Source organism: Aestuariivirga sp. (genome assembly GCF_044239095.1).
GTDB lineage: Bacteria > Pseudomonadota > Alphaproteobacteria > Rhizobiales > Aestuariivirgaceae > Aestuariivirga.
Genome location: NZ_JBIICB010000026.1, coordinates 1 through 25551, shown reverse-complemented (window position 1 = coordinate 25551; position 25551 = coordinate 1). Strand labels below are relative to the sequence as shown.

The following is a 25551-nucleotide window of genomic DNA, read 5'->3' as shown; positions in this document are numbered from 1 at the left end:
ATGCAAGGTGGCTGGCCGGGTCGCAAAAGCCCACGCTGCCTCCGATACCGTAGAACCCAAAACTGCCCGGGTGGCCCCCAAATGGATAAACCTCATTAGATAACTGAAAACCAGCGTTGTAGCGGGCGTGGCTCTCCGAGAACCTGTCCATTCCTTGCCAGTGCTGAGAGGACAGATCCCGCACCCGGGCAGGCGACAGGAGCCGTGTACCGCCGACCTCCCCGTCACCAGCAAGGCAGGCGAAAAGCTTCGCGATTGCCCGTGCATTTCCGTGCCCATTCAGCGATGCGAACTCGAGCTTGCGCCAATTCTCCGAATTGAAGCTCTCATCCCGGGGCAGAGCCTTCCAGCAGCGGTAAACGGATGACCGGGTGTCATGCCGGAACGCACTTATGGTGCCATTCATCTCATTGACGAAGAACGGGCTGCAGCGATCGTTCTCTTCGTCCGAGAGGCCAATCCCGAACTCGATGCCTAGTGGAGCAACTACCTCATGTCGCAGGAAATGACCGAGTGTCTTGCCGGTCGATCGCTGAACGATTTCCTGGAGGATCGGTCCAAAGGTGAAGCTGTGGTATCCACCGTCAGTTCCCGGAATCCACTCGGGCGACTTGGCTTCGAGCGCACCGGTCATTTCCCGAGGGCACCAGAGCTTCCCATCCCCCGCCGCATCCGAAAACATGAGCCCGGCCTGGTGGGAAAGAACCTGCCTGACGGTGATGCCGCTCTTTCCTTGCCCGCCAAACTCCGGCCAATAGTGAGCGATCGGCGCGTCAACATCGATCACGCCCCTCTCGTGAAGCATGTGCATGCAGATGGACGCGACGGCCTTGGTCACGGAAAACACGCAGACCATCGTGTCCTCCTTCCACGGCTCCGAACGCTGGCGATCAATGTGACCACCCCAGAGGTCAACGACTGTTTCGCCTTCTACCATCACGCACAGGCTGGCGCCCAGGTCCCTATAACCTTCCACGCTCACGGTGTTGAAGTTCTTCTCGAAAGCCGCGAGAACACGCTCGTATTTGCTTGCGCATGTGCCGGAGGCTCTGATCGTGTCGTGGGAGTGCAAGTCTTTCACGCCTTCAGACATCGAAGACCGGAAAGTACGGCCATTCGACAATTCTCTTCTTCAAGTCGAGATGACGCAGCCGCTCCATGTCGGCGGAGGTGAGCGAGATGTCACGCGCCTTTAGGTTTTCCGAAATCTGGCCTCTCGCCGTCGTCGTGGACAGGACAACGTGGCCCTCGTGAATGAGAAACGCCAGCGCGATCTGACCGACCGTGGCGCCATGCGCATGTGCGATGTCGAGGAGTGTCGCGTGCGGGCCAAGACCTGCCTCCGGCGCTCCGAAGACGGTACCCCGCGCCAGTGCACAGTAGGCGGTCGTCGGTATGCCGATCCGCCGGCAATGATCAACAATTGGACGGTTCTGCATGAAGACATGAACCTCGACCTGGTTCGTGGCCACGTTTCCCTTGCCGAGCAATTCCACGGCCCGGTCGGTCTGGGCGATCGTGAAGTTCGATATGCCGATGAGTCTAGCGAGCCCTGCCTGCTGAACCTGCAGGAGCTGCTCGAGATAGACTTCGACCGGTACCTCGTTCCACGGCGAGGGATAGTGGATCAGAAGCAGGTCCACACAGGAACTGCGGAGTCGGTCCAGGCTCGCCCTGACACTGCCCAGCATCCGTCCGGCCAGGTAGTTTCGCGGCTTGACCTTGGTGGTCACGAAGATCTCGCTGCGCGAAAGCCCCGAACGCTCGATCGCTATGCCACACGCCTCCTCGTTGCCATAACTCTGTGCGGTGTCGAAATGCCTATACCCGCATTCGAGTGCAGTGGTCACCGCGGAAAGGGCGGACTCTGGGGAGAGCGCGTAGAGTCCGAATCCCATGACCGGAATGCCGTTTGGTGTCCTGACATACTCGCTCATGTTCCCTGCGGCCTTCCCTGCCCGGGCAACGGCGGTTCAAAGCTCGCAGGAACTTGCTCGACGCGGAACGGCAAACCGCCATCGTCTTCGGCGTCAAGGTTTCTCGCCGCAGAATGACCGCTGAAGACGGCCTCGGCGATGAGGCCCGGAGTGCGGCAGTCTCCCACGGTGGTTATCGAAGCGGCCGTGCCTTGTGCCGTGGAAGCAAGTGCCTGGAGGTCGTGATAGAGCGCGTCGTTCGCCACGCGCATGGTGACCAGCACCACGCCAGCCGCAGGAAGCTGCCGCATGGGCTCGCCGAATAGTCCGGAAATCTCGACGGTTTCCACGCCGATCCTGCTGAGGTTGCTATTGAGGACGATCCGCACACCGAGGCTCACCAGGCGCTTGTGAATCTCGCTGTGTTCGAAGGTGAGCTGTGTCCAGGGAGAGATGTGGGAGGACGCAACGACGATCGTCACGTCGCAGTTCTGCCGCGCGAGAAGCTCCGCAAGAGCTCCTCCCATGAAGTAGGAATCGTCATCGAATATCACAACGGGAGAAGCGGGCTTGACGCCCGAAAGGACATCGTCCGGCGAGACGACGTGGCTCTGGTCATGTCCCGGAATTGGAACGTAGTTGGTCAGACCCACGCCGTCCCTACGCCATGACGATCCCGTGGCCAGGATCACATGTTCGTGGCCCAGTTCGACGATTGCCTCAGTGTCGAGCCTGCTCTCGCGGAAGATCGCGACATGGTCCATCTTCTGAAGCTGGCCCACACGCCAGTCACGGACGCGAATCCATTCGGCGAGCCCCGGAAGCTTCGCCACCTGATTGAGATGACCGCCCAGCTCCCGGCCTGCCTCTGCAAGGGTAACGTCGTAACCCCGTGCACCGGCGGCTCTCGCTGCCTCGAGGCCGGCGGGTCCTGCGCCGACGACAAGCACGCGAGCACTTCTCGGTTTGGGCGGGATGATTTCCGGATGCCAGCCGCGGCGCCATTCCTCGGACATAGTCGGGTTCTGGGTGCACCGGATTGGCACGGACAATTGGTTGGAGGCAAGGCATATGTTGCAGCCAATGCATTCCCGAATGTCATCGGGTCTGCCTTCTTCGATCTTTCTCGGCAGAAAGGGGTCAGCGATGGAAGGCCGCGCGCAGCCGATCAGATCGAGAATGCCGCGGCGGATCATCGAAACCATCGTGTCGGGGCTCGTGAAGCGGCCGACGCCGACAACCGGCTTCGAGGTCAACTGCTTAACGAAGGCGATACCTGGCTCTTGCCAGCCCTCCTTGCGGAACCGGGAAGTGAGCATGTCATCCGGACCGCCGACATTCACGTCCCACAGGTCGGGCATTTCGGCCAGCATCTCGATCACGGCGCGCCCGTCCTCCGCCGTGATCGCTGTTGCGCCGCGATGCTCGTCAACGCAGAATCTCACGGCGACCGCGCATCTTCCGGCTGCTACATCGGCCACATCTTCCAGGGTCTCGCGGAGGAGCCGCACACGGTTCTCGATCTTGCCACCGTACTCGTCCGTCCGCGTGTTGATGCGCGGTGAGAGAAAATCGGTGAACACCGTTATGCCATGACTCACGTAGAGGTAGACGATGTCGAACTCGGCCTGGATGCAGCGGGCGACGGCCTGCCGGTACCATTTGCGCAGATTTCGAATGTCTTCCTTCGTCATGGCACGCCCGTTGCCGGGGAAGTCCTGCCTGGGCAGGGGTCGCGGCGAAGGACCCATGACGTTCATTCTGCTGAAATGATTGTGGGCCGTTAGGCCGGCATGTGCCAATTCGCAGCCAGCCAGGGCGCCATGGCGATGTACCGCCTCGGTCAGCATGAGGTTTGTCCGGACGTCTTCGTCGGACCACATCCTCGATGCGCCGGCCGCGGGCGTGTCCGACGTCGGATGGATCGAGCACCACTCGGTGTTTACCACTCCCCATCCGCCGGCAGCCTTCATCCCCCGCATTGCAGCCTGCGTATGGGGTGAGACGGATCCGGAGCCATTGCAGTGGGGCACCTGATAGAAGCGGTTCTTGGCCGTGACAGGTCCTATCCGGACTTGTTCGAAGAGGACATCGTACCTCGGATCGCGTGTCACTATGGCCACCTCGTCTTCACAGCGGGAGAGCATACAGCATCCTGTGGACCCGGGGAGCGCCGGGCTTGAGGCACCTCGCTCCCCCTGGTTCCCGTTATCGCCCCTTGAAGACCGGCTCTCGTTTTTCCATGAAAGCCCTGGGGCCCTCCTTCCGGTCCTCACTGGGAATCATCTTCTCGACCGTCTTGTATTGCTTCGCGTTTACCTTGTTGAGGGCATCCTGGAACTTCTTGTTCTCAGCATCGCGAACGATCTCCTTGGTCGCAGCAAAGACGAGCGGCGGGCCCTTCGCCAGATGGCGGGCGATCTCCCAAGTCTTTTCCATGAGTTTTTCGCGCGGCACCACGTGATTCACAAGGCCCCAGCGGTGTGCCTCCTGCGCGTCGAACCACCTTCCGGTCAGGAGCATCTCCATGGCGATATGGTATGGGATGCGCTTGGGCAGCGCGATGCAGGCAGCGGGCGCATAGGTTCCGACACGGATTTCGGGGAATGCGAACTTTGCATCTTCAGCAGCCACAAGTATGTCGGCATCAAGTGCGAACTCGAAGCCACCGCCGCAGCAGATGCCGTTAATGGCGGCGATGATGGGCTTGTTCATGTCAAGCAGGTCCTGAATGCCGCCGAATCCGCCCACGCCGTAGTCGGGGTCGTCGATGATCTCGTCCACGGCGGACTTGAGGTCCCACCCCGCACAGAAGAACTTATCGCCGCCACCCGTGATGATTGCGACCCTCAGCTCCGGATCGTCGCGGAAGGAGAGCATGGTGTCGCCCAGGGCCCGGCTGACGGGCGCGTCGATGGCGTTGGCGGGCGGGTGGTCGAGGGTCACTTGCAGGACCCCGTCCTGTCGCATGGTCTTTACGAATTCGCTGCCTGTCTTGCTCATATGAACCCCTTGCCGCATATCCTGATGGTTGAGGCGACTTGCCTAGTGGCCAGACGTTAGTTTCTCCGCCGAGATTTGCACCATTTCAAAGTGCCAAGGGTAGATATCACGAATATCAATAGGTGGATGAAAACCGATATCATTCTTTGGCAGTCGCGGCTTGCCTTATGCCCCGTTAACCGGACCTGCTGCCTTCATTGCTGTTGAGGGTGTGTAACTCCCGTGTTATGATGTTTATTAATAGCAAAGCTCAAGGGCATTTGAAAAAGCGAATGCTTCTTCCTCAGATAGATCAGTTGCGCAGCCTTCTGACAGTTGCTCGGTGCGGCAGCATAAGCGCGGCCTCGGAGCTGTTGCACAGGTCGCAATCCGCGATCAGCATCCAGATCAAGCAGCTCGAAGGGATCATGGGCGCGCGGCTCCTCCACCGGCACGCGAGAGGCGTAGAGCTGACCCATGAAGGTGAAATTGTGGCGGGCTATGCCAAACGCGTTCTCGCCTTACTCCACGAGCTGATGGAAATGGCGGATCAGGAGCTGGTGACCGGAACGGTACGCTTCGGACTCACGGAGGAGTTCACCGTCGGGCGCCTGCCGCATCTCCTAAGGGAATTTGCCGAGATGCAGCGATCGGTGGAGATCGAGGTGGTGGTTGCCGAGTCGACGGTACTCGACGGACTGTTGAGGGAGGGCCGCATCGATCTCGCGCTGGGGACAACCCAGTACATGTCCCGCCAGCCTCATGTCCGGTGGCTCACGCCGCTGCTCTGGGTCGGAAACCGTCATTTTGAGGTAGATCCTACCAAGCCTCTTCCCTTGGTCCTGATCGCCGAGGGAGACCTGCGCTGGGGGCGGCATGTTCTGAAGATCCTCGACGAAAAAAAGATCTCCTGGAAGAAAGTGTATTCGACGACAACGTTCTCCTCCGTCTTCGCCGCGGTTGAGGCTGGCCTCGGAGTCACCTACATGATCCGGGAGTGTTTGCGGCCCACATTGCGTGTGCTGGGTGAATCGGAAGGACTGCCGCAACTGCCATCACTCGAGTTTGGATTGTTCTCGGCGGATCCCACTCCCACAAGGAGCGTTTCGGCGCTCCTCAAGCTTCTCGGCACGGCCATACACAGCCCAGCTGTGCTCGTCGAGTGACGGTGTCCTTGAGGTCCGCATCTAGCTATCTATCGCTTCAATAGCCGGTGTTGGCGTTTCGCACTGGTGCGGAACGCGGCAGCAAACGTATGTTCCGAGGCATGGCCAGGTTCTTTGGTCCATGGTCGCGTTCCGCGCATCTCACCGGGAGTTCGCTAGATGATGAATGTCGCCGTACCCAACACCCCGGAAGAGGTCTTGCACCGGTGGATGACAAGTTCCGATCAGCTGAGCGTATCGGCGGACGGAAGCCTGATGATCGAAGGCATTTCCGCAGCAGAACTCGTCAAGCGCTTCGGAAGCCCGCTCTACGTCATGTCGGAGGCGACGCTGCGCAGCAACTTCCGGCGCATCAAGGCTGCTTTCGAGACCAGCTGGCCGGCTCCGGTCAACGTGATGTACGCTATCAAGGCGAACCCAAACCCCAGCGTCAGGGCCATTCTGCATGAGGAAGGTGCTGGAGGAGACTGCTTCAGTCTCGGCGAGATTCAGGCCACTTTCCTTGGGGGTGCCGATCCGAAGAAGATCGTCGTCAACGGATCGTACAAGCCGGACGATGTGATCGCACGCGCGATTGACTTGGGACTGACAATCAACCTGGATTCGGAGGAGGAGGTCGACTCCGTCGAGGCGGTGGCGAAGCGCCTTGGAAAGGCCGTCCGTGTCGGGATCCGAATCAAGGTGCTGCCAGAGGATTATTTCAGGGACTTTTCCAGCGACTGCTTCAAGCGCCCCAACTTCTTTCAGGGCATGAGGCGGTCGAAGTGGGGGGAGACTGCCGAATCTGCGAAGCGGATCATTCGCAGGCTCATTGGACATGAACACCTCAAGCTGTTCGGCTACCATACCCACATCGGGCGGGCGTCCCGTGATCCCAACATGTTCGGTGCCATCGGCACCGAATTGGCCCAGATTATCTTGTCCCTCTATCAGGACACGCATTTCGCGCCATCAATGATCGATCTCGGTGGTGGCTGGGCACGCGAGCGTGATCCGGAGTCCTCGGGCGATGTTCGCAATCCCCATCCCATTGAAGACTATGCGGCGGCCGTCTGCGCTCCCATGCTCAGGATCTTCAGTGAAGGTCAGATGCCGCTTCCCGAAATCTGGCTGGAGCCGGGCCGATATCTCGTCGGCAACGCCGGCGTCTTCCTTACGACGGTGGGACTGATCAAGCGTGACCAGGAACTGGGCTTCACGTGGGTGAACGTCGACTCGAGCACGAACAATCTTCTTCAGATCGATCTCTTCGGTTACACCTATATCGCGCTGGCGGCAGCAGGCATGCATAGGCCGCTCAGCCAGAAGGTCGATCTGGTGGGTATGACATGCGTGCCGTCGGTTTTCGTACGCGACTGCGCGATGCCGGAACTAAATGCCGGTGATATCATTGCTGTGCTGGATGCCGGCATGTATGGCGAAGCCAAGGGCTACCAGTTCAATTCGCTTCCCCGGCCCGCAACGGCGCTTGTGAGCGGAAAGTTCTCTTGGCTCATACGGCGCCGCGAAACCGTGGATGACGTGTTTGCGACAGTGGTGTTGCCCGAGCGGTTCAAGCAGGACGAGCCACGGACACCCTGACACGTGCCGAAGATTACCTTCATCCAGCACAACGGCACGGAAAAGACGGTCGAGGGGCTTCCCGGCATGTCGGTGATGGAGACGGCGGTCAAGAACATGGTGCCCGGAATCGACGCCGACTGCGGCGGCGCCTGCGCCTGCGCCACCTGCCATGTCTACATCGAGCCGGAGTGGGTGGAAAAGGCCGGGGCGCGCAACCCGATGGAGGAGGACATGCTGGATTTCGCCTTCGACGTCCGCGAAAACTCCCGGCTCTCCTGCCAGATCAAGGTGTCGGACGCGCTCGACGGCCTGCGCGTGAAGGTTCCTGATAAGCAGTTCTGAGGAAGGGCGTTCTCCCATGTCCGACGTGATCACCACCGACGCCGTCATCATCGGGGCCGGACCCTGCGGGCTGTTCGCCGTGTTCGAACTGGGCCTGCTCGACATCCGCTGCCACGTTGTGGACATCCTGGACCGGCCGGGCGGACAGTGCGCGGAACTCTATCCCGAGAAGCCGATCTACGACATTCCGGCGCTTCCCGTGGTCACGGGGGCGGAACTCACCGCGCGCCTGCTGGAGCAGATCAAGCCCTTCAACCCCGGCTTCCATTTCAACCACATGGTCACCGGCGTGAAGAAGCTGGGCGAGGCCGATTTCGAGGTGGAGACCGACGGCGGCCTCATCTTCCGCGCCAAGGCCGTGGTGATCGCGGCGGGCGGCGGGTCGTTCCAGCCCAAGAAGCCGCCGATCCCCGGGATCGAGGCCTATGAGGGCTCCTCGGTGTTCTATTCCGTGAAGAAGATGGAGGCGCTGCGCGGCAAGGACGTGCTGATCGTCGGCGGCGGCGACTCGGCCCTCGACTGGACCCTGAACCTGCAGCCCATCGCGAAGAGCCTGACGCTGCTCCACCGCCGCGACGATTTCCGCGCCGCGCCGGACTCGGTGAAGAAGATGCGCGAACTGGTCGAGGCCGGGAAGATGGCCTTCAAGCTCGGCCAGGTGACGGGGCTCAAGGGAGAGAACGGAATTCTCTCGGCCGCCACCGTGAAAGGCAATGACGGCCAGAGCTTAGACGTCGCTTGCAACGCGATGCTGCCGTTCTTCGGCCTCACCATGAAGCTCGGGCCCGTCGCCGAATGGGGGCTGAACCTTCACGAGAACCTGATCCCCGTCGACACCGAGAAGTTCGAAACCTCGGTCGAGGGCATCTTCGCCATCGGCGACATCAACACCTATCCCGGCAAGCTGAAGCTCATCCTCTCCGGTTTCCACGAGGCCGCGCTGATGGCGCAGAAGGTGTTCAAGCTCAAGAACCCGGGCGAGCGGCTGATGTTCCAGTACACGACATCGAGTTCGAGCCTGCAGAAGAAGCTGGGCGTTTCCTAACTCTCCGTCTTCTCGCACCTAAGCCGCTTCCTCGCGAGTTCGAGCAGTTATCCTGAGTTCGTATTCCGCGTACGCAGGAACGGCCTCTCAGCTTATAGCGGCGACACCGGCAACGCCGAATTTCTCAGGCGCTGCGGCCTAGCGGAAGCCCGCGCCCTCGCAGTGACTATGGATAACCAGATGCGGTTGGACAAAGTGGTAATGGTGGCGTGCGCGATCAGGCAGGAACTCAAGATCATCGCCCGCACCCGCGACGAGCGCCACGCCCAGAAGCACTATGGTTCAGGCACCACAGAGGTGGTGCTTGAGTTGATAGAATCGAGCCTGCAGTTCGGCGATTCGCTGCTCTTCGAGACCGGCATTTCGATGGGCCTCGCCTGACTCATTTGCATTCCTCGCGGACAGGCGGCTCCGTGAAGCGGCCCTGGCGGAGCCGCCGCCTTGCCCCTTTGGCAGCTGCCATGCTTTTTGACCGCGGCTGACCGGATGCGATCTCCCTGAGCCTGAGTCCTTCTACGTCTGGAACCAGATGTTTCGCTGCTCTCAGCCCCGCCAGACGGCCCCATACCTCCTCCTTCTTTGTCACCTGATGGGGCTGATGCAAGCTCATCTCGTCAAGACCGATTTCACGCGCGATGCGGACATCTCCGGCCTCGGCTGCTGCCGCCATCAGCTGCAGTCCCTTGCTCGTTCTGATCATCACCGAATTGAACCCAGCGTCTTCTCCTGAAGGCTCGCATCCAGGCCAGTGATCTCCAACCACTACATCAGCACTTTCTCCAATGCCGTCCGGGCAGATCCGGCACCGGGAGTGGCTGCACCATTTGCTCTGGTCATCCCACATCTCCTGATAGGTGAGTTCGAACGCCCTTCCGTCATGCGTCTCGATCCGCGTCCGTCCCGGGTTCCCGAAGCCGCGGTACCGCAGGAGCGAAACCTCTTCCTCGCGAAGTCCAAGGTTACGCACTAGATCGCGTGACTTGATGAACTCCGGTCCACCCCCGCACTGCAGCGATAGCGCGAACTTGCAATACTGCCCCACGCGCGGATCGAGCCGGCCCAGCAGGCGCAATCCGACCACGTCGCATGGTTTTCCGATGAAGGCGAATGGAAGCCGCCGGTCCAGCGCTTCCCGGATAGCGCCGAGAGGGGCGGCAGGCCCGTAGCGTACTCCGGCACATGAGATCACCTCCTCGACGGTCCGGGACAGAATGGTCTCGGACCTCATCGGCTCGGAGGCCGACGCTCTCACCTGGAGCAGGAATTCAACTTGCCTGCTTCTCAAGAGATATGAACCCAGAGCCGAAAGCACACCACCGGATGTTGATCGGAAACGCAAGTCAGTATCTCCGGCATGGGCGAGGACGATGCGATGATGATGACCCCAGATGAGGTCATCTACGCCTCCGTCATGATCCTCCCCCCTATCGACCGTGACATTGATTCCGGGGCATGTGGCAAGGATTTGAGTCCATGCATCCGGCGCGATTTCGCCCTTCTGTAACGGGCGCACCCGCCCTTCAGGCGTGGTCACCATGTCGATGGCGTGACTTCCCGCTATGGCTCCGCACAGCCCGCACCCCATGCAGAGTCCAGATTCCACGATCTTGGCAAGAGTCGCGGGTTTCGAAGCAGGTCTCCGGAATTCTACAAGCGTGTGCATTCAGGAAGCTCCAAGGGTGGCAGCATTGGCAACATGCAGTCCGGGCTTGCGTGACTGCCAGGGCGAGTGAGCCTCCAGTTGAGCAGACAGCTGGAACAAAGTCGTCTCATCGCCCATTCGCCCAACAAACTGCATGCCAATCGGCAGTCCATTCACCGAGATGTGCAGTGGTAGCGAGATGGCAGGTTGCCCAGTAATGTTTGCAAGAAGCAGGAAGCAGTCTTCGCGATGAATGATGTCGGACCACTGCCTGGTCGTGATGTTCTTCTGGTCGGCATCATGTGTGCCGTGCGGAGGTGCCTCCGTCGTGCTGGTCGGCGTCAGCAGCACGTCGTACTCCGAGAGAAATACGCCCATGGAGCGGCTGACCCTGTCGAGATAATCGATCGCATCGAGAAGCCTCGAGGCCGAAAGGGATCTGCCGTGCTCATAGGTCACCCAGGTCGTGCTCTGGAGATTTTCCGGCGAGGGCTTACGATTCAGGGTCCTGGCCGCCCACTCCACGCGATGTGCGATTCCCGCAGCACCCGTGGCAAGGACCGACTCGACGACCGTGTCCCAGTCCAACGGCGGCCTGGCCTCGATGAGCTCATGTCCGAGCTCGCGGAGCAGATCAAGCGTTTCCCTAAAGGACCTGAGAACGCAATCGGTCACAGATGCACCATTCCAAGGCTCGCAGGTGTAGGCGATTCGCAGCTTGCCCGGGGAGCGCTGCATCTCCTCGACATACGGCCGGCCGGGAGGGGCAATCCTGAAGGGGTCGCCGTCGATGTTGCCATGGACGGCATCGAGCATTGCGGCGCTGTCCCTCACGCTGCGCGTCAGCACGAAACTCACGGGACGTCCTCCGGGCGGCATGCCGACCGCTGGGGCTGACGAAATCCGGCCGCGGCTGGTCTTCAGCCCCACGAGCCCGCACCAGCCAGCCGGGTTTCGGATGGACCCGCTTCCGTCGGAGCCGTGGGCGGCAGGAACGATGCCTGCTGCAACTGCCGCCGCCGATCCGCCGCTCGAGCCACCTGCGCTTCGCCCAGGGTTCCAGGGGTTGCGGGTGATTCCCGTGAGCCTTGATTCCGTCGAGGCCGACCATCCGAACTCCGGGGTCGTGGTACGTCCCAGGATGTTCAAGCCGGCAGCCCTGAACTTCCGGACGAGTTCAGAGTCGGCCTTGGCGACGTTTCCCTTCAGAAGCTCGGATCCACATTCGTGCAACCGGCCGCTCTCCGTGATGCTGAGGTCCTTCACCAGGAAAGGCACGCCGCTGAACGGCTGACCCGGTTCCGGTGGTTCGGGAGACGAAATGCGTTCGGGGTACAACTCAATAATGGCATTCAGATGCGGGTTGAGCAGATGGGCGGACCGGGCGGCCAGTTCGGCCAATTCCGCTGCGCTGACATCCCCCTTCCGGACACAGTCGGCCAGGGCGACTGCGTCGAGAGATGCGTATTCATCGAGGGTCATGGCCGCCTCGCCGCGAGCACGGCATCCACCGCGACGATTCGGCCAGGAGTGGCAATGATGGGGTTGACGTCCATCTCGGAAAGAACATGGCGCAGCAGATGGCAGGCGACCGAAAAGCGGCTAAATATCTCCGACAACATATCGACGTCGACGGCGGCAGCGCCTCTGGCCCCGGCAAGCACCTTTGCGATGCGGAGCTTCCCGATCATATCCTTCGCCTCGGCAGGCGACACCGGCGCCAGGGCGAAGGCGCGGTCCTCCATAATTTCGACGAGCGTGCCACCCGCACCCACCATGACGACCGGGCCGAACTGCGGATCGTTGAGCGCGCCGAATGCCAGCTCCACTCCCTTCGGCACCATCTCGGCCACACAGACCGCTGCGCCGAGATGCAACATGGCATCGCAAGCCCTGCGCACCTGTTCCTCGCTGATGATGTTCAGATGAACGCCGCCGACGTCGGACTTGTGAACGATGCCCGGCGCGGCCGTCTTGACGGCGACGGGGTAGTTCAGCTCAGACGCGGCCCGCACGGCCTCCCCGACGCCATCGCAGATGATGCTTCTGGCGACGTCGATCCCGCAGTCTGAGAGCAGCTGCAACGCCTGTGCCTCGCCGAGGCCATCGCTGCCAGCGATCACCTTGCGCCACTCCGTAAGTCTCGCGGCGTCGAGTTCCGGTAGCGAGCCAGCTTTCCGATCTGCGTGGTCGCGGTAGCGGAAGGCGCACTTGAGGCCCGCCAGCAGGGGCCCGATGCCGTTGATGACGGGAACGCCCGCCTGTCTCATGCGGGTGGCAAATGCGAGGTTGTTCGCGCTGCCAAGCGAGTAGGTGAGGACATATGGCTTCCGGGACCCGGCGCCCATCCGACTTGCCGCCTCGGCAATGCCGGCGACCCCCTCCGTCGAGTCTGTCGAGAAGTATTCGTGCGCGACGATCCCGACGTTCGCGTCATCGCTTAGTATGTCCAGGCAACTCCCGATCACCTCGCCAAGGTCCTCGTTGTAGAGGCCGGCCGCATCAAGAGGATTGACGGCCTCAAGGCCGAAATAGAGCCTTTTCCTGAGGGACTCGACGGTGGGAGGCGTGAGCTCCGCGAACTCGACGCCCGTTTCCTCGGCCAGGTCGATCATCAACTCGCGGAGGCCGCCCGAATCGAGAAGTGCCGCCAGCTTTCCCGTGCCGATCTTCTTGTCGAGCGACAGGATCTGGCAGGCTGCCATGAGACTGTCGAGATCGTCGGTCCGAAGCACACCGTAACGCTCGCAAAGCGCCTCGAAGGCCGTGTCGTTGCCGGCCAGGGCACCTGAATGCGTGACAGCGAGGCGTGCACTGGCCTCCGTCCTTCCGACCTTGGTCACGACGACGGGTATGCCGCATGCGCGCGCCTTCTCCAGGGCTGCGACGAAGCGCTTGGGATCGCGCACCGCTTCCAGGAAAAGCGCAATCACGCGGGTCGTGGGCTGCTCGAGCGCAAAATCCATGTAATCGGCGGCTGTGCCCGAGATCTCTTGCCCCTGCGCCGTCAGGAGGTTGAATCCGTATCTTCCCGACGAATCGGCGAGCATCGCGAAAACAGAGCCGGAATGACAGATGGCCGCGATGTGACCCGGTTCCGTGAAGGAAGGCTCCTGAAAGCTCACGAATGTCTTCGTATCGAAGTTGAAGAACCCCATGCCATTGCCGCCGCATACTGGGAAGGCCGCTTCCGCGGCTATGGCCTTCAGTCTGTCGACAAGCTTGGGCTCTGTCTCGCCCTCCAGCTGGCAGAAGTCGAAGATCACGGCGCTCCGCGCGCCGGCGGAGATCGCCTCCCGCATCACGGATTCCATCCGTTCGGATGAAACGGACAGCACGGCAAGGTCCGGCGGGACCGGTAGGTCGCTCAGGGATGCGACCGATGTCAGTCCGCTGACCGAATTGTATTTCGGATTGACGATGGTCACATCGCCCCCATAGCCCCCCTTGAGCAGCGTGCGCACCATCAACTCACCGACGCTGCCATGCCGGGGCGACCCGCCGACCAGCGCGATCGAACGGGGAGCGAGAAGAGGAGAGAGACGGTGCGGGTGGGCGGTCATGAGCTGATCGTTTCTTTTCTCGTCAGTTGGTCTTGCTGCATTTGGCGATCTCGGCCGCGACCGAGCGGAACTGCCGCGCTTTCAGCTTGTTCAGCGCATCCCGGCGTTTCATGTCCTCGGATTCGCGGACGATTTCCTTGGCGACGGCATAGACTTCTGGTGAGCGCCCCGTGATCGTGCGGGCGATCTCCCAGCACTTGGCCAGGAGTGCCTCAGACGGTACGACGTGATTCACCAGCCCCCAGCGATGCGCTTCCCGGGCATCGAACCAGCGGCCGGTCAGCAGCATCTCCATGGCGATGTGATAAGGAATGCGCTTGGCCAGCGCGATGCAGGCGGCGGGAGCATGCGTTCCGATCCGCACCTCGGGCAGGGAAAACGTGGCATGTTCCGCGGCAACAAGTATGTCTCCGCACAATGCGATCTCCAGCCCGCCGCCACAGCAGATGCCGTTGATCCCGAAGATGACCGGTTTGTTGAGGTGGGGCAGTTCCTGGAACCCTCCGAAGCCGCCCACACCATAGTTCACCCGGGTCCGATCCTCGCCGTAGTCACTTTTCAGGTCCCATCCAGGGCAGAAGAAGCGCGTGCCGCTTCCCGTGAAGATCACCGCGTGAAGCGCGGGGTCGTCACGGAATGAGAGCAGAATGTCACCAAGATCGCGGCTCACCTTCATGTCGATGGCATTCGCCGGCGGCCGGTCGAGGGTGATCATCAGAACGCCATCCTCGGCCTGGATCTTGAGATGCTCATTCCGGTGGTGATCCATGGGCGGGCTTGAGATTTTCGGTTCCTGAGTTTGCTGAGTTATGGCGCGGAGCACGCTGAGCCTATTATTCAATATCTTGGGCCGACCAGTTCAAATAGGCGATTGCTGATATTTAAAGCTCAAATAGCCCGGCGGGGATGGGGGTCATGGGGATATCGGTTTGCTCAATAGCGCTTTTCGGCGATTTGAAATGGTCATGTGCCCACGTTTTCCAATAACCTCTCGGTAAGGTCGGGTAGCTCTCCAAAAGGTCGCCGTCCGGCAGTCTAGTTGACGTGAAACAAATCAAGAAAGCTGGAGGACGTTCCATGGAGAAGAATTCTGACAAGACCGTTCCGCATGCTGCAGTTGATGAGCTGAAAGTGGGACTTCCGCCCGTGGACCGGCGCGGATTTATGAAAGGTGCGGCAGCGATTAGTGCCGCCAGCCTCGGAATCGGAATGCTCCCGGTGCGGCGCGCCACCGCAGCCCCCGCCGGGGGCCACCTCAAGGTCGGGGTAGGAGGAGGCGCCACGACGGATACCCTCGACATCGGGACAACGGGCGGTGCCCAAAATCAAACCATGATCGAGTCCATCCGGAGCAAGCTCGTAGATCAGGAGACGAACGGTGACATCGTGCCGGACCTCGCCACGGAGTGGGGTTCCGGGAACGGTGGAAGGCGCTGGACCTTCAAGCTCAGGAAGGGCGCAGAATTCCACAATGGCAAGACCGTCACGCCGCAGGACGTGATCGACTCCATCAACGTTCACCGGGGGCCAGATTCCAAGGCTGCGGGCGCGTCGTTGATGAAGGTTGTGTCGGAGCTGAAGTCGGACGGAAACGACATCGTGTTCGATCTGAGTGAGCCCGCTGCGGATTTCCCACATTACCTGGCTCAGACGATATTCTCCATCTGCCCCTCGAAAGACGGTGTCCTCGATCAGTCCGGCATCGGCTCCGGCGCCTTCGTGCTGGAGAAGTTCACTCCGGGCGTGGTTGGAATGGCCAAGCGCAATCCGAACTATTTCAAGGCTGAGAGGATAAGGCTCGAGTCCTTCGAGCTGCTGTCGGTGAACGACAGCACCGCGCTCACCAATTCCCTGGTGGCGGGTGAACTCCACGTCATTCAGCCTGTTGACCCCAAGACGGCGGATGTGCTCGCGAAGACGGCGGGCATAAAAGTGCTGAGCGTTCCGGGCGGCTCGACTATCACCATGCCGATGCATGCCGATAAGGCGCCATTCTCGAATAACGACTTCCGCCTCGCCCTCAAGTATGCGGTCAACCGGGCCGATCTTCGCGACAAAGTCTTCTATGGCCATGCGTCGCTCGCGAACGACCACCCTGTTCCCACATTCGACAGGTTCTTCAACGCTGACATCCCGCAGCGCGACTACGATCCCGACAAGGCGAAGTTCCACCTCGCGAAGTCGGGCTTCGCCGGCACCAAGATCCAGCTTCATGCGGCTGACGCAGCGTTCTCCGGCGCCCTCGATGCCGCTCTTGTCTTCGCCGACAGTGCGAAGAAGGTCGGCATTGTAATTGAACCCGTGCGCGAGCCAAATGATGGCTACTGGTCGAACGTTTGGGGCAAGGTACCGTTCTCCTTCTGTTACTGGGATGCCCGGCCGACACCGGACCTGATCCTGTCGCTCGCCTATATCTGCGGAGCCGCCTGGGGCGACACAAACTGGTGCAACGAGAGGTTTACCAGGCTCGTTGCCGAAGCCAGAGCAGAGCTGGACCAACAGAGGCGCAAGGAGCTCTATGCCGAGATCCAGCTAATCCTTCACGACGAGGGCTCGACGATCGTTCCGCTCTACCAGAACATGGTCCATGGCGTTGCGGAGGGTGTCGACACTGGCGGCCCCGTTGGGGGTGCGAAGCCGCTCGACAATTTCCAGATCTTCAAGAAATGGGCCGTTGCTTCCTGATCGTGGAAGTATGCTGAAAGGGAGCGAAACGCCGAGCGTCATGCCGGCGTTTCGCCATTAGAATACGTCATGGCCGGCTTTTGCTCTTTGTGTTTGTCTTACCGGTTTCCCCGCCTGAACATGGCAGGCAGCAATCAATCTTGAGGTCCGAAATGTCTTCCGTCGAAGTGACCGGGCCGGAGCCCGGGAAAGAAGGGTCCTCCGCGGGCAAAGGGCGCGAACTGTGGAACTGGCATCCGCCGTTCCCCATGCCGAGATCGCCGATCGCGCAGTGGCCGATCAGGCCTCTCATCTTGTTGAAGAACCTCCTGGGCGGATGGCTTCCGATCTCGGTCAAGCTCATTATCGCAGTCATCGCAGCGCTGACCTGGGCATATCTGACGCCGAGCCCGGATGACACCCGGACGTTCTCCATCGACTGGATCGCCTATGTTTTCTTCCGCAATCTGGTGATGCTGACCGTAGTTGCAGGCGGCCTTCACTTGTATCTCTACACTTTTCACCGCCAGGCGGACCATCTGCGTTATGAAACCCGGCCGCTTCAGACGGACAGCAGGAGGTTCACGTTCAACAACCAGACTTACGACAACATCTTCTGGTCGCTGGCGAGTGGCGTGCCAATCTGGACTGCCTACGAAGTCGTCGGGCTGTGGGCCTATGCGAACGGGTATCTTCCGACAATCGGTTGGAGCGATCATCCCGTGTGGTTCCTTGCGCTGTTCGTAATCATTCCTCTGTTCGGGAATTTTCACTTCTACTGGATCCACCGCCTCATCCACTGGCAGCCGCTCTATGCCCGGGTTCACCACCTGCACCACAGGAACATAGTCACCGGACCGTGGTCGGGATTTTCGATGCATCCGGTGGAGCATCTTCTCTACTTGAGCTCTGTAGCCATTCACGTGATCTTGGCATCTCATCCCATCCACTTCATCTTCCATCTTCAGTCGAAGGTCCTGCAGGGTCCCACTTCACATGCGGGGTTCGAGAAGATCACCGCGGGCACCGAGTCGGAAAATGGGCTCGCCATTGGTGACTTTTTTCATCAGCTCCACCATCGCTACTTCGAGTGCAACTATGGAGAGCCGGATATTCCCTTCGACGAATGGTTCGGCACATACCATGACGGTACACCCGAAGGGCTCAAGCACATCCGGTCCAACATGAAGAAGCGCGGCGTCACGAGAGGCTGACACCACGACGCGTTGTGTCGGTGGTGTGAGCCCCGCAAACTGATCCAAAAATGAGTAGAGTCCGACGGCCTCACTAAGGGGAGTTGGACGATGAAGAAGAGCCGGTTTACCGAGGAGCAGATCATCGCAATCCTGCGGGAGCAGGAACAGGGGTTGGCGACGGCGGAAGTCTGCCGCCGCCATGGCATCAGCAGCGCCACGTTCTTCAAGTGGAAGGCCAGGTTCGGCGGCATGGATGTCTCCGACGCCCGCCGCCTGAAGGTGCTCGAGGATGAGAACGCCAAGCTGAAGAAGCTGCTGGCCGAAGCCATGCTCGACGTAGCGATGTTGAAAGATCTCAATGGAAAAAAATTCTGACGCCCGCTGCGAGGCGTGATGCCGTGGCCTATCTCGTGACCACCTACGAGGTCAGCCAACGGCGGGCGTGTGAAGTCGTCAGAGCCCCCAGGAGCATGGTCAGCTACCGGCATCGGCGACCGGACGATGCCGCTCTGCGCGCCCGGCTGAAGGACTTGGCGAGCGAGCGCCGTCGGTTTGGATACCGCCGCCTGAACCAGATGTTGAAGCGGGAGGGAACCGTGGTGAACCTGAAGAAGGTCCGCCGTCTCTATGCCGAGGAGCGGCTGCAGGTGAGGCGCCGGAAAGGACGCAAGAAGGCTTCCGGCACAAGGGCTCCGCTTGTCATCCCACAGGCTCCGGACCAGCGCTGGTCACTGGACTTCGTGTCCGACGTCTTTGCCTTTGGCCGCCGCTTCCGGGTGCTGGCCGTGATCGACGACTTCAGTGCTGAATGCCTCTGCCTCGTCGCCGATACCTCGATCTCAGGTTTCCGGGTCGGGCGCGAGCTGGACCGGGTCATCGCTACCCGCAAACGGCCGGCGATGATCGTTTCAGACAATGGTACCGAGCTCACCAGCATGGCGATCCTGCGCTGGTCTCAGGAACAGCGGATCGAGTGGCACTACATCGCGCCGGGAAAGCCTCAGCAGAACGCCTTCATCGAGAGCTTCAATGCCAGGCTCCGGGACGAGTTGCTGAACGAAACGGTGTTCTCGTCCCTGAACGAGGCGCGCATCCTGCTCGAACAGTGGCGGCGCGACTACAACACCCAAAGACCTCACTCAAGGCTCGGCTGGCTGACGCCATCCGAGTTCGCAGACCGCAGCCGCCTGAGCAAGCAATGGCCATCGGGCGCTGCGCTACCTGAGGGCTCCGCGCCCATGGCCATTGCATCAACCGCCCAACAGGGCAATCATGTCGCCGAGACTATACCCACGACTGGATCGTAAAAGGGGCTCACACCATCGGTTTTGAAGCAACTCGCGGCTAGAGAGTCGAGAGTCGTTTGACATGCAATGCCCTTGGATGAAGATAGCCCCTCGTCGAAGGTGCAGAAGCCTCGGGATGACGCATGCGACCGCTGATACCAGTAGCAGGTCCTACTCGGATTCATTAGGGTCGGATGGTCAGGTGGACAGCTCTCAGCGGAGACTGATCAGTGCCGTGCCTGCGATAGCGAGAATCGCGCCGAGCCACGCCGCGAGACCGGGTCTCCTACCACTGCGGATCCACACCATGGGCAGAATGAGAACGGGGGTCATCGAGGACAGGGTCGAGACGATGCCGACGTTACCGGTGTGAAGTGCTGCCATGAGGAGTGACATGCCAAGCGTAGCCCCCACGAAGGCGGATGCCACGACGAGCACCAGTGCTCCCGCGCGAACCGGCTGACGCGAGTTATTGCCCAGCGGTGTTGCCGAGAGGATGACGAAGATCAGTGCCGCCAGCCCGGACCTCAGCCCCATGGCCGTGAAAGGCTCGACCCCGGCCGCCATGGCGGGGCGCGCCAGCAGATTTCCCACCGCCGTTCCCAGTGCAGTGACTATCCCGAAGCCAAACCCCGGCCAGAGGCCCCACTTGAATGCGACTCCCAATCCTTCAGGCGACTTTGTCTTGCCTTGAGCCTCTGCCAGATCACCGGAACCAAGGCCCACCTGGATGCCAATCGCCAGCAGGATTCCGGCAAGTACCAGCAGGATCCCCAGTCCCTGCGCGATGCTGATTGTCTCGCCATAGACAAGGTAACCGAGCAGCACCGCGAATGGAGCGGTGAGCGAATACAAAAGTGCCGTGATGCGCGGGCCCACCGCATAGATCGTCGCGAAGTATGTGGTGCTGGCAATGGTTATCCCGACGACACTTGAGCCCGCCAGTTGCCAGAACTGGACCGGCCCCACCGTCCGCCAGCCACCGAGGAGGATGGACACCAGCCCCGTCATAATAAAAGTGGCAACCATCTGCCAGCGCGTCAGCTGGAACAGCGGCACCCGTCCCCTCAGCTCGGCTAGAAACATCGAAGTCAGCGCGAAGCAGACGGCGGCGGAAATGGCAAAGGCTTCGGAAGCGAACATGGCCAAGATTATGATAAAGCAGATCTGACGGAAAAGTCCTAGAGGAGTTTATAGCTTCTCTCTGAGTTCTTTTAAGGTACCTTACCATTGAAGGCGCCATGAGGTCTTGAGCACCCAGTGGGCGAGCTCTCCCTCGAAATCGACGTCATCCTCGTAGGCGAGGAGCTGGTAGAACTCCTCTTCGTCCTTTCGGCGTGAACGCTCGACCATTCCGTTGAGCTGGAGCAAGCAAAGCCTGATGTACTCTTCTATCCTCGCAGTAGCCATCCCTTAGGAAACTTCTAGCACCTGCAATCTCGACCAAGGCGAAAACTGCTATCCTCAGGCTACATCTATGAAGCTGACGGGGGCGTAGGACCACGGGAGAAGGTCAACTGTGCGGGCATGCGGATGACTATTCGACGTACGCCAGAGGATCGACACTGTTGCACGCATGACTTTGGAGTTTGCCGCAAGCTTTTAGACCAGAACGCGCAGGACTTTGATCGCGTCTGACACGAAGTCTCAACGATCCGACCACCATCTTGCAGTTTTTGGCTTCGAAGGACTTATCCACCTTCGGAAACAACTTTCTTCATTGTTCTGGTAATGGACCCAGTGGGATCCGGACCAGACATCCGCGAGGACCGCGGGATGCGCCGCACGGCGGGGCGGATCGAGCGCGGTGGTGGGGATGGCGGCGAACCCGTCTGGAGCCCACCAGGCCGGCTCGAGGTTTCGCCGGCCGTATGGCTGGCCTAGGTCAGCCGTAACGAAGCCGGGCGTGCTGGTTGAGCGAAGAAGTGCTCCCGGCACGCCCTGCCCTGCTAAACGTCCGTCACTGGCCCGGATCGAATGGTGGGGCGAGAATGTCGGCGTACCCGCCAAGAACCCGTCCTGCCAAACGCAGCCACACTCAGCGCGCCGCCCGCGCCACGTACTCTGGGTTTACGATGTTCTTGGTGCCAAACATGCGCTAGCAGGCGTCATCTGTATGGTGTCTGTACTTCTGCGCCCTGTCGCCAGCCGCCCAACAAATGACCCCTTGATTGAAACACCAGCGTCAGCGGCCTCAACTCCAGACAGCGGCAGTCACGCGCATGATGTTTCCCGTCGCTGACTGGATGCCGGTGACGTTGAAAGTTCCTGTCTGGGTGTCGATCTGGGCGGCACTCCAGCGGGTCGTGGAATTACCGAGAATGTTGTACTTCAGTGTGGCATTCGACCAGGAGATGTTGGATCCCGAGTCCACATTGGGCGAAGCCATGGCAAGACCGACCTGCGAGGCACTTCGTGAGACGCTGACCGCGATTGATGTTGCCGATGCGGCATTCGTGGTGATCACGGGGATTATGCTTGCGGGGTTGACAAGCTGCCAGATGCTGAAGCCCGTCTTGAGGAACTGCGAGCCCGTACCGTTCCACGTGACGGCAAGCGTTCCGGAGGTCAGGGTGTTGTTCTCGATGTACCAGCAGTCGGTGACCTGGCCGGCATAGGCGTTGGCGCGGAACAGCTTGGTCGCGGCGACACCGCCGATGGTGCAGCTGTTGGTCCATCCATCGGTCCCGCCGCTCCCCCAGATATTGTGGATGAGGCACAGGAGATAGCGCGTGTTCCCCGCACTGACGGTGCTTCCAAAGCTGGTGGACCCCGAGGTGAAGGATGAGCCGGACGACTGCGAGGAGAGTATGGCCGAGACGTGGGTGAGCGACAGGGGACCTGCCGCCTTCCTCTTCATCATACCAAGGGTGACCGGCATGGAGAGGAGGTGGCCTGACGCATCGAGATTCCCCGGCTTGATGATGGCAGGCCGCGGCGGAAGATGAAGCTCTGCCTTGGGCGGAAGGATCAGGCCGGAGGCCATGGTGGCCGCGAGGATGGTATCTCTCATCATGCCGTGATGTCTCCGATCAAGACCCATTCGTCGGCGCTGCGCTTCCAGAGCGTGGCGCCAGAGTACTGGCCGGCCAGTTTGAGCCTTGCCCCGAACGAGCGGATGGTGACACCGGCGCCGCCGACCGTGACCTGCCCTGCCCCGTATTGAAGAAGGTCGATGCGGGTGCCGATGGGCAAGGCCACAATGGCATTGGTGGGGATGGTGAGTGTGATTGCGGCGGCATTGTTAAATGACACCAGTTTTCCGGCGTCAGAGAGCGCAAGGGTATAGGCCGTGCCGGTCTGGGCATTTTCCGGGACGGAGGTGACGGTGTCGTAGACCTGCGCGGTGGTGGCGATCTGGGAGCTGTCCGCATAGGCTGCGGCACTGGGAGCGGTGGGGGCTCCGGTCAAGGCGGGCGAGGCCAGCGGGGCCTTTCCGTCAAGCGCCGCCTGCAGGCTGGTCACGTCGCCGATGGCATGGCCATGCGAGTTGTTGGCCTTCCCGTTGAGCGCCATCTGGGTCGCCGTGGAAACGGGCTTGGCGGCATCGGAGGTGTTATCAACCTCTCCGAGGCCCACGTCCGCCTTGGCCAGCGTCACGGCGCCGGTCTTGCCGGCAACCGCGCGGACGGGTCCTACCTCGAGGATAGTGTCCGAGCCGTCATTTTTCTTCAGATAGAGCTTGCCGTCCCATGTGTTGACGGCCAATTCGCCTAGTTCGAGGTCGCCAGCCACCGGGGCTTTTCCGGCTGTGGCTGATCGCTTGAGCTTGATTCCCATGAGGGCTCCGGTTCAAGATTATGTATTGTGGAAAGAGAAGGAATATTCGCTGTTCAGAAGGTGCCGCCATCGATGGTGACACCGTCAAGGGTCCCGCCGGTGATGGAAACATTGTTCGCGGCCTGTGTTGCCATCGTGCCAAGGCCGAGGGTGGCGCGGCCCGTGGCGGCGTCAGCGTCATCCACGAGCGAGCGCCCGAAGGCTGTGAATGTGGCAAGGGCGAAGGTATCGATGCCCGTGGCATAGGGCAGCCGGTCGGCGGCGGTGGCAAGCCCGGCGAGCGCCGTGAGCGTCGCGTCCAGCGACTGGGCGTCGGTGATGCCGTAGCCCGAGAGCGTGGTCGGGTTGGTGCCGCCTGTCACACGCCCATAGGTATCAACCGTGACCGAGCGGTAGGTGCCCGCCCCCACGCCGGTGGTGGCGAGATCGATGCTGTCGGCGTTGACCACGATGCGGGCAGAAGACGCCGTTACCACGTCAAGGGTGTTACCCGTGCGGGTAAGACCCGCGCCAGCCACGATCTGCCCTGCCCCGCTGAACTGGACGAAACTGACGGAGGTGGTCCCCAGCGTGCCGCCCGGATCGACGGTGCAGAGGAAGCCCATGTCGGCGTTGACGGTGCCTTGCTCGACGAAGAGATAGGCCGAGACCAGTTCACCCCAGGCGTCCATGTCTGCGGCACGGGCCCAGGTGCTTGCGGCAACCACATAGACGCCGTTCTGGGCGGAACTGGTCTGATCCTTGACCAGTACCCGGTCCTCGGCAACGAGCGCCACGCCGTCGATGGTCATCGTGCCAGAGAGTGTGGCAATGTTCGCGGTCGAGGCCGCCCTGACGGACTGTTTTGGATCAAGCCCCTGCACCGCAAGGTCGACATAATTCTTGGTCGCGGCGTCCTGTGACGACACTGGATCGCCAAGCCCGGTGATCTTGCGGGAGTTGAGCGGCACATCCGCCGTGGGCTGGGCCAACTGGTCGAGCCGCGTGCCGAGGACGAAGGCGGTGGTGGCGAGTTGGGTGGTATTCGTGCCGCTGGCCGCCGTTGGTGCGGTGGGTGTTCCGGTGAGTGCGGGCGAAACCAGCGGCGCCTTGGCATCGAGGGCCGTCTGGAGTCCACTCACATCAGCGATGGCGTGCACATGAGACGAAGCCGCCTTCCCGTCCAGAGCGGTCTGCAAACCGGTCACATCACCGATAACGTGGGAATGTGAAGCTGCGGCCTTTCCGTCCAACGCAGTCTGCAGGCCTGTCACTTCGCCGATGGCGTGGCTGTGAGTGGTGCTCGCCTTGCCAGTCAGCGCCGTATCGAACTGCGACTTCCTCACCAGGTCGGTCGACGCGGAAGCATCCTGCGAGGACTTCGGCACGATCGAGAAGGTCTTGGCGCCGCCCACGGTCTGTGTGGTGGAGAGATCGGCGAAGGCACCAACGCCCGCCAGCGCCACAATGGAGGTGGCGTTGCCGGAGCCGTCGTCGCCCTTGCCAACGTAGAGCGTGTTGTCGACTTCGTTATGCGCCAACTCGGCGGATTTAAGGGCGGCGGGTGCGCCTGCGTTGCCGGAGGCGCGGCGCTTGATGCGGATCACATTAGGCATGGAGGGAGTGCTTCCTTCTGCGAGATGTTGATGATCAGAAATTGCCGCCGTCGATGACGATGCCGGCATCGAGATTGCCGGCGGGCCCCTGGTCGCCCATGTCGCCTTTCAGGCCCCGTGGCCCCGCCGGACCGGGCGTGCCGCGAACCTTGACAGTGACCGGCGCCATGAGGGCGCGAACCTTGATGGGCCCCTGGCAGCGAATGGGACCTGTATGCGCCGTAACCTGGGGGCCCTGTGTCATCAGAGACCTCGGGTGACCGGGCGGACGACAGGTATCTCCAGGGTGAAGTTGAGGTGCCTGTCCGGCTCCAGATCGGTGCGCACCACGTCCATGACGATGCTCCCCGGCGGGAGACTGGCCGTAGCGGCGGGCGGGATGGTGATTTCCACGACGGTGTCGGAGATTCTCGCGAGGCCGCCATTCGCGGTCGTGAGCGTGGCGATGACATTATTGTCGCTGACCCTGCCCCGGACATGTGCGGTCAACGAACAGCCTTCCGGGAAGATGGGGCTCTCAGCCTCGAGCTGCAGCTTGTACTCGTAACCGGCGACAATGGCGGGACCCTCAGAGATGGAAACGCTCATCGTTTCCATCCGCAAATCTTCGCGCCAGACTCATTGTGGGAGAGAATCTGCTCCCTGGTCTGCCGGGTGAGCACATCCGACCGTGAAGGCCGGATCGGCTGGGCCCAGTCGCAGTCGCTCTTCAGCCGCGGGTCAGTCGCGCATCCAGCGGTCGAGACGGCGATCGAGAGCAGGATCGCTGCTGTTCTGAACATCATGCCGGATCTCCCCTGATTGCCGGACA

At 61.1% G+C, this 25551-nt stretch carries 22 protein-coding genes and 1 pseudogene; 8 read left to right on the top strand and 15 right to left on the bottom strand.

What is annotated here, in order from left to right:
* The 4 genes from ACILRA_RS04240 to ACILRA_RS04225 form a co-directional block, all read right to left on the bottom strand.
* A partial coding sequence (locus ACILRA_RS04240; protein WP_395660846.1) for a serine hydrolase domain-containing protein occupies nt 1-1093 on the bottom strand: 1093 nt, incomplete at its 3' end.
* Nucleotides 1086-1937 (bottom strand): aldo/keto reductase, encoded by an 852-nt coding sequence (locus ACILRA_RS04235; RefSeq protein WP_395660845.1) that lies wholly within the window; start codon nt 1935-1937, stop codon nt 1086-1088. The genes ACILRA_RS04235 and ACILRA_RS04240, both read right to left, overlap by 8 nt.
* On the bottom strand, nt 1934-4063 hold the full coding sequence (locus ACILRA_RS04230) for an FAD-dependent oxidoreductase (RefSeq protein ID WP_395660844.1): 2130 nt from the start codon (nt 4061-4063) through the stop codon (nt 1934-1936). The genes ACILRA_RS04235 and ACILRA_RS04230 overlap by 4 nt, the downstream gene beginning before the upstream one ends.
* Nucleotides 4064-4124: 61 nt before the next feature.
* Nucleotides 4125-4919 (bottom strand): carnitinyl-CoA dehydratase, encoded by a 795-nt coding sequence (locus tag ACILRA_RS04225; RefSeq protein ID WP_395660843.1) that lies wholly within the window; start codon nt 4917-4919, stop codon nt 4125-4127.
* Nucleotides 4920-5191: 272 nt separating this feature from the next.
* On the opposite strand from ACILRA_RS04225, the gene ACILRA_RS04220 reads away from it, so the two are divergent.
* The 5 genes and pseudogenes from ACILRA_RS04220 to ACILRA_RS04200 form a co-directional block, all read left to right on the top strand.
* A complete protein-coding gene (locus ACILRA_RS04220; RefSeq protein WP_395660842.1) occupies nt 5192-6064 on the top strand; it encodes a LysR family transcriptional regulator in 873 nt (290 codons plus the stop codon).
* Between the two features lie 315 nt (nt 6065-6379).
* Nucleotides 6380-7645 carry a diaminopimelate decarboxylase family protein gene (locus tag ACILRA_RS04215; RefSeq protein ID WP_395660841.1) on the top strand — a complete coding sequence of 422 codons (1266 nt, stop codon included), beginning with the start codon at nt 6380-6382 and terminating at the stop codon, nt 7643-7645.
* Nucleotides 7646-7648: 3 nt separating this feature from the next.
* A complete protein-coding gene (locus ACILRA_RS04210; RefSeq protein ID WP_395660840.1) occupies nt 7649-7969 on the top strand; it encodes a 2Fe-2S iron-sulfur cluster-binding protein in 321 nt (106 codons plus the stop codon).
* Nucleotides 7970-7985: 16 nt separating this feature from the next.
* Nucleotides 7986-9014 (top strand): NAD(P)/FAD-dependent oxidoreductase, encoded by a 1029-nt coding sequence (locus ACILRA_RS04205; RefSeq protein WP_395660839.1) that lies wholly within the window; start codon nt 7986-7988, stop codon nt 9012-9014.
* 63 nt (nt 9015-9077) lie between these two features.
* Nucleotides 9078-9395 (top strand): annotated as a pseudogene (locus ACILRA_RS04200) (NAD-binding protein); the annotation flags it as partial.
* 1 nt (nt 9396) lies between these two features.
* Here the strand turns inward: ACILRA_RS04200 and ACILRA_RS04195 are convergent.
* The 4 genes from ACILRA_RS04195 to ACILRA_RS04180 form a co-directional block, all read right to left on the bottom strand.
* Nucleotides 9397-10551 (bottom strand): Coenzyme F420 hydrogenase/dehydrogenase, beta subunit C-terminal domain, encoded by a 1155-nt coding sequence (locus tag ACILRA_RS04195; RefSeq protein WP_395660838.1) that lies wholly within the window; start codon nt 10549-10551, stop codon nt 9397-9399.
* 126 nt (nt 10552-10677) lie between these two features.
* Nucleotides 10678-12138 (bottom strand): amidase, encoded by a 1461-nt coding sequence (locus tag ACILRA_RS04190; protein WP_395660837.1) that lies wholly within the window; start codon nt 12136-12138, stop codon nt 10678-10680.
* Nucleotides 12135-14219 carry an acetate--CoA ligase family protein gene (locus ACILRA_RS04185; protein WP_395660836.1) on the bottom strand — a complete coding sequence of 695 codons (2085 nt, stop codon included), beginning with the start codon at nt 14217-14219 and terminating at the stop codon, nt 12135-12137. The genes ACILRA_RS04190 and ACILRA_RS04185 overlap by 4 nt, the downstream gene beginning before the upstream one ends.
* Nucleotides 14220-14241: 22 nt before the next feature.
* Entirely contained in the window at nt 14242-14988 is a 747-nt protein-coding gene (locus ACILRA_RS04180; protein ID WP_395660835.1) for an enoyl-CoA hydratase-related protein, read from the bottom strand.
* Nucleotides 14989-15296: 308 nt separating this feature from the next.
* Here ACILRA_RS04180 and ACILRA_RS04175 point away from each other — a divergent pair, with 308 nt between their 5' ends.
* From ACILRA_RS04175 to ACILRA_RS04165, 3 genes are all read left to right on the top strand, one after another.
* Complete coding sequence (locus ACILRA_RS04175) at nt 15297-16904, top strand: ABC transporter substrate-binding protein (protein WP_395660834.1); 1608 nt, start codon at nt 15297-15299, stop codon at nt 16902-16904.
* 152 nt (nt 16905-17056) lie between these two features.
* Nucleotides 17057-18097: a sterol desaturase family protein gene (locus tag ACILRA_RS04170; RefSeq protein ID WP_395660833.1), complete on the top strand. Its 1041-nt coding sequence runs from the start codon at nt 17057-17059 to the stop codon at nt 18095-18097.
* Nucleotides 18098-18187: 90 nt separating this feature from the next.
* Nucleotides 18188-19386, top strand: a protein-coding gene (locus ACILRA_RS04165; RefSeq protein ID WP_395660832.1) for an IS3 family transposase whose coding sequence is annotated in 2 segments (ribosomal slippage) — nt 18188-18437 and nt 18437-19386 — 1200 coding nt in all. Because the reading frame shifts where the segments join, the coding sequence is not laid out codon by codon here.
* 192 nt (nt 19387-19578) lie between these two features.
* Here the strand turns inward: ACILRA_RS04165 and ACILRA_RS04160 are convergent.
* The 7 genes from ACILRA_RS04160 to ACILRA_RS04130 form a co-directional block, all read right to left on the bottom strand.
* Nucleotides 19579-20508, bottom strand: coding sequence for a DMT family transporter (locus tag ACILRA_RS04160; protein WP_395660831.1), 930 nt, complete (start codon nt 20506-20508; stop codon nt 19579-19581).
* 81 nt (nt 20509-20589) lie between these two features.
* Entirely contained in the window at nt 20590-20736 is a 147-nt protein-coding gene (locus tag ACILRA_RS04155) for a hypothetical protein (RefSeq protein ID WP_395660830.1), read from the bottom strand.
* Between the two features lie 823 nt (nt 20737-21559).
* A complete protein-coding gene (locus ACILRA_RS04150) occupies nt 21560-22381 on the bottom strand; it encodes a hypothetical protein (protein ID WP_395660829.1) in 822 nt (273 codons plus the stop codon).
* A complete protein-coding gene (locus ACILRA_RS04145) occupies nt 22378-23145 on the bottom strand; it encodes a hypothetical protein (RefSeq protein ID WP_395660828.1) in 768 nt (255 codons plus the stop codon). The genes ACILRA_RS04150 and ACILRA_RS04145 overlap by 4 nt, the downstream gene beginning before the upstream one ends.
* A gap of 53 nt (nt 23146-23198) precedes the next feature.
* The gene (locus tag ACILRA_RS04140; protein ID WP_395660827.1) at nt 23199-24740 is read right to left on the bottom strand and encodes a hypothetical protein; all 1542 of its coding nucleotides are present in this window, start codon (nt 24738-24740) and stop codon (nt 23199-23201) included.
* 34 nt (nt 24741-24774) lie between these two features.
* Nucleotides 24775-24984, bottom strand: a complete 210-nt coding sequence (locus ACILRA_RS04135; RefSeq protein ID WP_395660826.1) for a hypothetical protein — start codon at nt 24982-24984, stop codon at nt 24775-24777.
* Nucleotides 24984-25328, bottom strand: coding sequence for a hypothetical protein (locus ACILRA_RS04130; RefSeq protein ID WP_395660825.1), 345 nt, complete (start codon nt 25326-25328; stop codon nt 24984-24986). Before ACILRA_RS04130 ends, ACILRA_RS04135 begins: the two co-directional genes overlap by 1 nt.
* Between the last annotated feature and the right edge of the window lie 223 nt (nt 25329-25551).

What these genes read in the sequence shown, in the direction of transcription:
- ACILRA_RS04235 (WP_395660845.1), bottom strand. Translation starts at nt 1,937, where the DNA reads ATGAGCGAGTATGTCAGGACACCAAACGGCATTCCGGTCATGGGATTC.
- ACILRA_RS04230 (WP_395660844.1), bottom strand. Translation starts at nt 4,063, where the DNA reads ATGCTCTCCCGCTGTGAAGACGAGGTGGCCATAGTGACACGCGATCCG.
- ACILRA_RS04225 (WP_395660843.1), bottom strand. Translation starts at nt 4,919, where the DNA reads ATGAGCAAGACAGGCAGCGAATTCGTAAAGACCATGCGACAGGACGGG.
- ACILRA_RS04220 (WP_395660842.1), top strand. Translation starts at nt 5,192, where the DNA reads ATGCTTCTTCCTCAGATAGATCAGTTGCGCAGCCTTCTGACAGTTGCT.
- ACILRA_RS04215 (WP_395660841.1), top strand. Translation starts at nt 6,380, where the DNA reads ATGTCGGAGGCGACGCTGCGCAGCAACTTCCGGCGCATCAAGGCTGCT.
- ACILRA_RS04205 (WP_395660839.1), top strand. Translation starts at nt 7,986, where the DNA reads ATGTCCGACGTGATCACCACCGACGCCGTCATCATCGGGGCCGGACCC.
- ACILRA_RS04195 (WP_395660838.1), bottom strand. Translation starts at nt 10,551, where the DNA reads ATGGTGACCACGCCTGAAGGGCGGGTGCGCCCGTTACAGAAGGGCGAA.
- ACILRA_RS04190 (WP_395660837.1), bottom strand. Translation starts at nt 12,138, where the DNA reads ATGACCCTCGATGAATACGCATCTCTCGACGCAGTCGCCCTGGCCGAC.
- ACILRA_RS04185 (WP_395660836.1), bottom strand. Translation starts at nt 14,219, where the DNA reads ATGACCGCCCACCCGCACCGTCTCTCTCCTCTTCTCGCTCCCCGTTCG.
- ACILRA_RS04180 (WP_395660835.1), bottom strand. Translation starts at nt 14,988, where the DNA reads ATGGATCACCACCGGAATGAGCATCTCAAGATCCAGGCCGAGGATGGC.
- ACILRA_RS04175 (WP_395660834.1), top strand. Translation starts at nt 15,297, where the DNA reads ATGGAGAAGAATTCTGACAAGACCGTTCCGCATGCTGCAGTTGATGAG.
- ACILRA_RS04170 (WP_395660833.1), top strand. Translation starts at nt 17,057, where the DNA reads ATGTCTTCCGTCGAAGTGACCGGGCCGGAGCCCGGGAAAGAAGGGTCC.
- ACILRA_RS04160 (WP_395660831.1), bottom strand. Translation starts at nt 20,508, where the DNA reads ATGTTCGCTTCCGAAGCCTTTGCCATTTCCGCCGCCGTCTGCTTCGCG.
- ACILRA_RS04150 (WP_395660829.1), bottom strand. Translation starts at nt 22,381, where the DNA reads ATGATGAGAGATACCATCCTCGCGGCCACCATGGCCTCCGGCCTGATC.
- ACILRA_RS04145 (WP_395660828.1), bottom strand. Translation starts at nt 23,145, where the DNA reads ATGGGAATCAAGCTCAAGCGATCAGCCACAGCCGGAAAAGCCCCGGTG.
- ACILRA_RS04140 (WP_395660827.1), bottom strand. Translation starts at nt 24,740, where the DNA reads ATGCCTAATGTGATCCGCATCAAGCGCCGCGCCTCCGGCAACGCAGGC.
- ACILRA_RS04135 (WP_395660826.1), bottom strand. Translation starts at nt 24,984, where the DNA reads ATGACACAGGGCCCCCAGGTTACGGCGCATACAGGTCCCATTCGCTGC.
- ACILRA_RS04130 (WP_395660825.1), bottom strand. Translation starts at nt 25,328, where the DNA reads ATGAGCGTTTCCATCTCTGAGGGTCCCGCCATTGTCGCCGGTTACGAG.